The organism is Streptomyces sp. NPDC000878 (genome assembly GCF_053599695.1).
The window spans coordinates 126808-135288 of record NZ_JBSFMT010000024.1; the positions used below are offsets into that span (position 1 = coordinate 126808).

Annotated in this window: 6 protein-coding genes; 1 reads left to right on the forward strand and 5 read right to left on the reverse strand. The window is 70.0% G+C overall.

The window, feature by feature from the left end:
- Positions 1–19: 19 nt before the first annotated feature.
- The 5 genes from ACWDR4_RS22555 to ACWDR4_RS22575 form a co-directional block, all read right to left on the reverse strand.
- Complete coding sequence (locus ACWDR4_RS22555) at positions 20–1246, reverse strand: FAD-dependent monooxygenase (RefSeq protein ID WP_450410931.1); 1227 nt, start codon at positions 1244–1246, stop codon at positions 20–22.
- Entirely contained in the window at positions 1243–2823 is a 1581-nt protein-coding gene (locus tag ACWDR4_RS22560; RefSeq protein ID WP_450410933.1) for a class I adenylate-forming enzyme family protein, read from the reverse strand. The genes ACWDR4_RS22555 and ACWDR4_RS22560 overlap by 4 nt, the downstream gene beginning before the upstream one ends.
- Positions 2824–2903: 80 nt before the next feature.
- A complete protein-coding gene (locus ACWDR4_RS22565) occupies positions 2904–4481 on the reverse strand; it encodes a benzoate-CoA ligase family protein (protein ID WP_450410935.1) in 1578 nt (525 codons plus the stop codon).
- Positions 4478–6655 carry an aminodeoxychorismate synthase component I gene (gene pabB / locus ACWDR4_RS22570; RefSeq protein ID WP_450410937.1) on the reverse strand — a complete coding sequence of 726 codons (2178 nt, stop codon included), beginning with the start codon at positions 6653–6655 and terminating at the stop codon, positions 4478–4480. The genes ACWDR4_RS22565 and pabB overlap by 4 nt, the downstream gene beginning before the upstream one ends.
- Positions 6656–6677: 22 nt before the next feature.
- Positions 6678–7370 carry an antibiotic biosynthesis monooxygenase gene (locus ACWDR4_RS22575; protein WP_450410939.1) on the reverse strand — a complete coding sequence of 231 codons (693 nt, stop codon included), beginning with the start codon at positions 7368–7370 and terminating at the stop codon, positions 6678–6680.
- A gap of 161 nt (positions 7371–7531) precedes the next feature.
- Between ACWDR4_RS22575 and ACWDR4_RS22580 the strand changes: the two genes are divergently transcribed.
- Positions 7532–8290 (forward strand): DUF3050 domain-containing protein, encoded by a 759-nt coding sequence (locus ACWDR4_RS22580; protein WP_450410941.1) that lies wholly within the window; start codon positions 7532–7534, stop codon positions 8288–8290.
- Positions 8291–8481 lie beyond the last annotated feature (191 nt).

The window sequence follows — 8481 nt, forward strand, 5'->3', positions numbered from 1 at the left end:
CTCTTCCTTGATACCTGGGTCAGTACTTGCGGCCGGCCACCGCCGGTGCCCCGTCGCGCGGCCCGTACGGTGCGTGCTCCAGCCAGGATCCGCACCACGGCAGGACCGGTGCGAGGGCCGCCGCCGCGCGCTGCTTGGCCCGGACGATCCGGCGGTGGGGGCGGAGGTGGTCCAGTGCCGTACCGGCGGCTGCGCTGTTGAACACCGCCGCCGCGCGCCGTACTTCGGCGAACTCGGCGACCGCTCCCACCAGCCCGGTTCTGGCCACCGCCGCGATCGCCTCCGCCGCTGCCGCCGCGTCCGCGATCCCGCTGTTCATCCCGCGCGCCCCGAACGGCGGGAACAGATGCGCCGCCTCCCCGACGAGCAGCACCCGCCGGTGCGGATCGGTGAACGCGTCCGCGACCTTCCGCAGGAAGCGGTACGTCGACACCCACAGGATCTGCGACCCGTACCCGGGTGCCTCCAGGACCCCCGGCAGCCAGTCCCGTACGGCCTCCTCCGTGCCGTACGCCTCCTGTCGGTCGTCGTCGCGGCACTGGAGGTCGACCTGGAAGCCGCCGGTGAAGGGCACCCGCATCACGCTTCGGCCGCCCACGCCCGGGTGTTCGTAGTGGAAGACGCGCTCCAGGGGCAGTTCGGCGCCGGGGATGTCGGCGACGTCCACGACCACGTGGAACCCCTCCGAGCGCGTCCCCTCCATGGCGATCCCCAACTCCGCCCGGACCGCGGAGCGGGCGCCGTCGGCCGCGACCACATGGGTGCCGTGCCAGACGCCTCCGTCGGAGTCGGTGAGCGTCACCCCGGTCGGCGAGGACCGTACGCCCGTCACACGCACGCCCCACGCGAACTCCACGCCCGCGTCCCGGCACGCGGCGCGCAGAAAGCGCTCGGTGTCGACCTGGCGCAGGCTGGTGAACGGTGGGATGGACACAGGGGAGTTGGGCGTCGCGGGGAAGGTGCGGGAGTACACCTCGCGGCCTCGGTACAGCGTGCGCCGGGTGTGCCACGTACGGCCGTACGACGTGAACTCGGCGGCCAGGCCCGGGCGCATCGCGTCCAGCAACCGCAGGGTCTCGCGGTGCACGAACAGGGCGCGGCTGCCCGGGCGTTCACGGTCCTCGGGGTCCGACTCCAGGACTACGACGGGGAGTCCGTGGGCGCGCAGACCGAGGGCGGCGGAGAGGCCGACTGGGCCGGCTCCCACCACCAGTACCCGCGCAGACACCTGTTCCGAGGGGGTCATGCGCGTGCGCTCTCGGCCAGCATGCGGCTGATCTCCACCCGCTTCACCTTCCAGGTCGCCGTCATCGGCAGTTCTTCGAACCGCCATTGCCGGGGCTCGGCCATCGTCGGCAGGTCGGCGGTCGCCTGACGCCAGCGGTCCGGGTCCAGCGGCACCTCGTCCCGTACGCAGATCACCGGCACCGGCTCGCGGTCGGCGCCCGGCACGATGACGACCTCGCGCAGCTCCTCCAGCCGGTCCATCAGCGTGTCCTCGACCTCCAGGTTGCTGTGCACGGAGTCGATCTGGTCGATCTCGCGGTCGATGAGATACAGCGCGCCGAGCCTGCTCAGGTAGCCCATGTCGCCCATCTGCCACCACCCGCCGCCGTCCAGCTGGCGCTCGTACTGCTCGCGCGCGCCGAGGTAGGTGAGGATGCGTCCGCGCGTACGGGCCTCGATGCGGCCCGGCCTTCCCGGTGCGGCGGGCTGCCCGTTGTCGTCCGTGACCCGGACCCGGGTGAACCCGGGTATCCCGATCCCGACCCGGCGCCCGTCCGCCTTGGCGGCACTGCGCCGGGTGAACCACTGGAAGGCGACCGGCCCGGTCTCGCTCTGCCCGTACAGCTGGATCAGCCAGGCGTTACGGCGCTTCGAGGCGCCCAGCAGCCGCTTCACGGTACGCGGGTGGATCGCGTCGAACGTCGAGCCGTACGACCGTACGCGCGACAGGGGTTGACCCGGTGCGTCCGTCAACTCCTCCCACAGGACGAAGGTGTTGGGGTGCGTCTCGACGATGCCGGGGCGGTGGCGGGCGAGCAGCGGGCCCACGTTGGCCGGGGTCGGGTCGGTGATCAGGAGCAGCGGGCTGCCGAAGTGCAGGAGCACGCCGAGGAGATGGTAGAAGCGCGAGTGCACGAAGGACATGTGCAGCGCGGCCGTCTCGCCGCGCGTCGGCCAGCCCATCGCCTGCTGCGGCACGAGCCTGTTCCACATGGTGTTCGCGCAGTGCACGGCGAGTTTGGGGATGCCGGTGGTGCCCGAACTGTGGGTGATCAGGGCGGGTTCGCGGGGGTGGAGGCGGACGGGGGCTGCGGCCTCGGCGCCGGCGTACTTCTCCAGCGGTTCGGCGTCGGCCGCGGTGGCGCCGGCATCGACGGTGAGGGTCTGGCGTACCAGCGGGGAGAGGTCCAACTCCTTGAGCAGGCCGGTGAGTTTGGTGCTGTCGGTGAGCAGCCAGGGGTGGTGCAGGCGCTCAAGCAACTGCCCGACGACCGGTCCGGCGAGGGCGGGGGAGAGAAGCACGGGGACCGCGCCGATCCGGGAGACGGCACAGGTCAGCAGCACGATGTCGACGCTGTCCGTCTTGTGGACGACCACCTGCTCGGACGGTCGCACCCCGGCCGCCCACAGCCGGGCCGACAACTCCTCGACCAGATCGGCCAGTTGGCTGTAGCTGAGGTCGACCCCGAGATCCGGGCTGACGTCGAGCGGCCGGTCCAGGGTGACGAAGACGGCTCCGTGACGGTCGGCGGCTCGCCGGAAGACCGGGCCCAGATAGAAACCGCGGTCGGCGAGCAGGGGCTGCTGCTGTGGCATGCGCCCGTTCCCTTCTGAAGTCTGAAGTCTGAAGTACGTGTCGTACGGCGGGACTTGCGGTGGTGGTGCTGGGGTGCTGGTTACCAGGCGCCCTGGCGGACGAGATGGCGGCGGAGCTTCCCGGTCGAGGTGCGGGGCAGCGACGGGACGAAACTGATGCTGCGGGGGGCCTTGAAGGCGGCGAGGCGGGCGCGGGCCAGCTCGATGAGTTCGGTCTCCAGGCCCGCCCGGGCCGGTCCGACGGGCACGACGAAGGCGCGCAGCCTGCTGAAGCCCCGCTCGTCGGTGAGAGCGGCGACGGCGACCTCCTTCACCGCCGGGTGGGTGCGCAGTACGGCCTCCACCTCCAGCGGGGAGACCGTGATGCCGCCGACCATCTCCATGTCGTCGGCGCGGCCCAAGTGCCGGTAGGTGCCGTCCGGTTCACGCACCGCCCGGTCCCGGGTGGCCAGCCAGCCGCCGACCAGTGAACGGGCTGTCTCCTCGGGCCGGTTGAGATACCCGGTCGTCACCGTGGGCCCACGGACCCAGAGTTCACCCTCGACACCTTCCGCACCCTCGCCGGCGTCGGGTAACCGGACCCCGGCACGGTCGCGCAGCTCGACCTCGAAGCCGGGGACGGGACGGCCGACCGTACCGGGGTGGTTGTGGTCGAAGCTGTTCGCGCAGAAGGCGTGTCCGGCCTCCGTCGAGCCGATCTGCTCCAGCACCGGCGCGCCGAGCAGCTCGCTGACCTGCTCCCCGAGCCCCTCCGGCAGCCCCTCCCCGGCCGACACGGCGGCCCGTACGGAGGTGAAGCAGGCCTGGTGGCCGCTGCCCCGGTCGGAGACGAGGGCCGCGTACGCGGACGGCACGGAGTAGATCAGCGTCACCCGGTGCCGGGCGACGAGTTCGTCGACGGCGGCCGGGGTCGGACGCCGGTCCACCAGGACGGCCGACGAGCCGGAGAAGAGCGGGAAGACGAAGGCGTTGCCGAAGCCGTAGGCGAAGAACAGCTTCGACACGGAGAGGGTGACGTCGGCCTCGGTGATACGGAGCAACCGGCGCCCGATGAGGTCGTGGTAGGTCTTCGGGTCGCCGTGCGCGTGCACAACTCCCTTGGGCCGCCCGGTCGTTCCGGACGTGTACTGCACGTACAGAGGCGCGTGCGCGTCCACCGGGTGGGCGGTGGTGGTCGGTTCGGCGGTCGGGGCGAGGGCCGCGAGCTGATCGGCGCCGAGGAGAGGCCGCCCAGCGAAACGCTTCTCGTCCGCCTCGCCCTCCTCCAGCCAGGGTCCGGTCACACACAGCACGGCTTCCGCGTCCTCGGTCATGAACGCGTGGTCGGCGGACGGGAGTTCGGGGTTGACCAGGACGGCCACGGCACCGAGCCGGGCGGTCGCGAGGAAGGCGGTCACCCAGGTGATGCCGTCGGGCAGGGCGAGGAGCACCCGGTCCCCGGCGCGCACGCCGTGATGGGTCAGCGCCGTCGCCGTACGGGCCGCCAGCTCGTGCACCTCGCCGTGCGTCCAGGACCGGTGCCCCTGGTGGAAGGCAGCCCGGTCGCTCCAGCCGCGCCGCTCGGCTAGGGCGGCGAGATGGGCGGCGAGATTGCCGGGGGCGTCGGCGTCGGCAGGGGCAGAGGGAGCGGTTGTCGTGGCCGCCTGGTGGATCGTCATCGGGCGGCCTCCTCGGCGGCGGCCGACAGGGAAGAGGACTTCTGGTACTCCTCGTACGCCCGCATCTGCGCGGCCGTCTTCAGCAGCATCTCGTCGTACTCCGCGACCGGCTCCGAACCGAGGACGATCGCCCCGCCCGCGCCCAACTGCATTTCTCCGTCGGCGAGTACGGCGGTCCGGATGACGATGCTGAGATCCGCGCCGCCGCTGCACCCCAGGTAGCCGAGGGCGCCGGAGTACACGCCACGGGCCTCGGTCTCCAGCGAGTCGATGATCTCCATCGTGCGGAGCTTGGGCGCGCCGGTCATGGAGCCGCCGGGGAAGCAGGCGCGGACGGCGTCCACCGCGTCGGTGCCCTCGCGCAGCCGTCCCTCGACGTAGGAGACGAGCTGGTGCACGGTGGCGTACGTCTCGGCGACCATGAGCCGGGAGACGCGGACCGTGCCGGTGCGGCAGACCTGGCCCAGGTCGTTGCGGAGCAGGTCGACGATCATCAGGTTCTCGGCGCGTGTCTTGTCGTCGGCGGCGAGCGAGTCGCGGAGGGCGTCGTCCTCCTCCGGTGCGTGGCCGCGCGGGGCGGTGCCCTTGATGGGCCTGGCCTCCGCCATGCCGTCCCGGGTGATGCGGAGGAACCGCTCGGGGGAGGAGCCGGCCACATCGAGGTCGCCGAAGCGCAGGAAGGCCGCGTACGGCGCCGGGTTGACGCGGCGCAGGACGCGGTAGTAGTCGTACGCGTCCGGTGGGGCGGGCATCCTGGCCGCGTTGGTGAGACAGACCTCGTAGCTCGTACCGGCCGTCAACTCCCGCTGACAGGCGGCGATGTCGGTGAGATAGGTGTCCCGGTCGCGCACCAGCCACGGCTCGGCGGCGGCCGGATCCGGCTCGGCGGCGGGCACGGGCGGGGGCGGCTGTTCCGCGACGACGAAGGTGAGCTGGGCCAGCGCGCCGTCGAGCCAGTCGGCGGCCTCCAGCGTGGCCTGCGGGGTGTCCTCGGCGACACAGACCGCGTACGTGTACCCCTCCTGGTGGTCCACCGCGATCAGCCGGTCGGCGAACAGCCAGCAGGCGTCCGGGGTTTGGGCCTGATGGACGTTGGGCGAGGCTCCGCAGTCGGCCTTCGTCTCGTACCCGAAGTAGCCGACGTATCCGCCGGTGAAGTCGAAGGGCAGGCCGGTCGCGTCGACCTGACGGCTGATCAACTTCCGCTTCAGATAGTCGAATACGCTCGCCTTCACCTTGCGCGGAGGCCGCCCGGCCCGCTCGATCTCGCAGACGCCGCTCGTGACGTCGTACCGCACGAACTCGGCGAGCGGACCGGAGTCGTCCCCGAAGAACGAGAACCGCGACCGCCCCTCCTCGACCTGCGAACTGTCCAGCCAGAACGCGCGCGGCGAACCGGCGTACATCCGGCCGAAGGCGGCCTCCGTGTCCACGGCGGTGGCGATCCGGCGGGTGTGGAGACGGTGGGTGGGGCGCTGCGACGAGGAGCGGCGCTGGGCGGGGATGCGGGGCATGCGCGCCGGGGAGGCGGACGGCTCGGGCATCGCCGCGGCCCGGCGGGTGACGGCGGTGTTCTTCGTACGGAGCTTGCGGGCGCGGTCCGCCGTGAGGTTGCGGAAGTTCATGAGCATGCGGCGGCCGTACTCGGTGAGGACGGACTCCGGGTGGAACTGGACTCCCCACAGGGGGCGCGTGCGGTGCCGCAGGCCCATCAGGACGCCGTCCTCGGACCAGGCGGTGGCCTGGAGGGTCTCGGGCAGCGGCTCGCGCACGGCGAGGGAGTGGTAGCGCACGGCGGTGAAGTTCTGCGGGAGCCCCTTGAAGAGGTCCTGCTCGTCGTGCCGGATCGTGGAGAGATGCCCGTGGCGGGGCTCGGGGGCGGGCACGACCCGGCCCCGCTCGCCGAGCGCGATCCCCTGATGCCCCAGGCAGACGCCCAGTACGGGAATCCGGGACTCGGCGAGTACACGTGCGCTGATCCCGAAGTCACGGGGGGTGGCGGGGTGGCCGGGACCGGGTGAGACGACCACGTTGTCGAATTCGGCAAGAGTGTCGAATGCGCTGGTCGGCGCGTCGTTACGGATCACCACCGGCTCCTCGCCGTTGACCTCCGCGATCAGCTGGAAAAGGTTGTACGTGTACGAGTCATAATTGTCGATGAGCAGGGTCTTCACCCGCCCACCTCCCTTGCATCGTTCATGCTGTTCGCCGTTTGTGCCGTCCACGAAGTGCCTGGAGCGGTGGGTAGAGCCATTTCTTGAAGAAACGCTGGAGGCGCGGCATGAGAATATAGGTGACGAGTGCCGTCACAGACAGGCATAACAGCAGAGTGCGAATGAGCGGGTTGACACCGTCAAGATAGGGAAGGGCGGTCAGATTGAATATGAGCACGGGTGGAAAAACCGCGCTCATATTCACGAACCAGAGCTTCCATTTCTCCGGCGGGCGTGGCGGAGCGGGTGCCGGAGGGGCGGCCGGCGAGTCCGTCTGGGACTCGAACCACATCTTGGACCCCTGGACGCTCCGGCGCCCGGTCTCCCGGGCAAGCGCCTGCACCTTGGCCGTCCACTGGGCCCAGGCGACGGAGTTCTCCCAGGCCAGGGCCGCACTCTCACTGTCGAAGCGGTAGACCACATGCCAGTCCGCCTCTCCGTCGACAAGCACACCACCCCCCAGAAAACCCGGCTCACGCGCAGTCGCGCGCAGCATGGCCCACCCCCAGGAGTGGAACTCGGTCTCGCGGCCCGGGATCACTTGATACGCCACCGTGACGGTGACGGGATTCCTGGTCACCCCGTCATATACGGAGCAGGAACCGGTCACGCTCAAATCTTCAACGAAGATTTTCGAAACCTCCGTCCGGATGTCCGGAAGATGGTTGTTTATCATTCTTTGAGATATGTTTCGGTGTTGTTTCGAGCAATATTTGAGTGATACTCGGGGTAACTTTTCCGGAATTCAGGAAAGGGCTTGCCGGGAGGGTTGGTAAAGCTGCACGATCGCCGTTCGACCAACGCGAGGGAGATTTCATGTCCAGGTACGACTGGGATATGACCCACGAAGGAATCGAGCGGGCCCGGTCCGTGATCGAACCGGCACGAAAAGAAGTGACCGCCCACCCGATTTACCAGCGGATAAACAGCCGGGAACACATGGCGACGTTCATGGAACATCATGTGTTCGCGGTGTGGGACTTCATGTCCCTGCTCAAGTCGCTGCAGCGGGAGCTGACCTGTGTCGACGTCCCCTGGGTGCCGCGCGGGTCGGAGGTGAGCCGGCGCCTCATCAACGACATCGTGCTCGTCGAGGAGAGCGACGAGCTGAACGGCGGCTTCACCAGCCACTTCGAGCTGTACCGCGCCGGCATGAGCGAGGCGTCGGCCGACTCGACGCGCATCGACACGTTCGTCGCGCTGGTGGGGGAGGGGCACGACGTGACCTCGGCGCTGAGGGTCGCCCAAGTCCCGGGCCCGGCGGCGGAGTTCGTCCGCACGACCTTCGAGATCATCAACGACCGCCCGCTGCACTGCCGGGCTGCGGCGTTCGCCTTCTCCCGGGAGGACCTCATCCCGGACATGTTCGACCAGGTGATCAAGAAGGAGGGCACCGACCGGTTCCCCCTGTTCTGCGACTACCTGTCCCGGCACATCGAGGTCGACGGCGAGGAGCACACCCCGATGGCCATGCAGATGGTCGCGGACCTGTGCGGGACGAGTGACGCGCACTGGGCGGAGGCGGCGGAGACGGCGTTGGATGCGTTGGAGGCGAGGGTGCGGTTGTGGGACGGGGTGGTGGGGGCGATGGGGTGAGATTCGCCCCCGCCGCCCTTACCCGTCCCATCCTGTCCCTGGGGGCTGCGCCCCCAGACCCCCGCTGTCGGCCTGAACGGCCTCGTCCTCAAACGCCGGACGGGCTGACTAACCCAGCCCGTCCGGCGTTTGTGGACGAGCGCGTTCAGCGCGATACGGGGGTTCGGGGGCGGCGGGGGCGAGATCAGTCC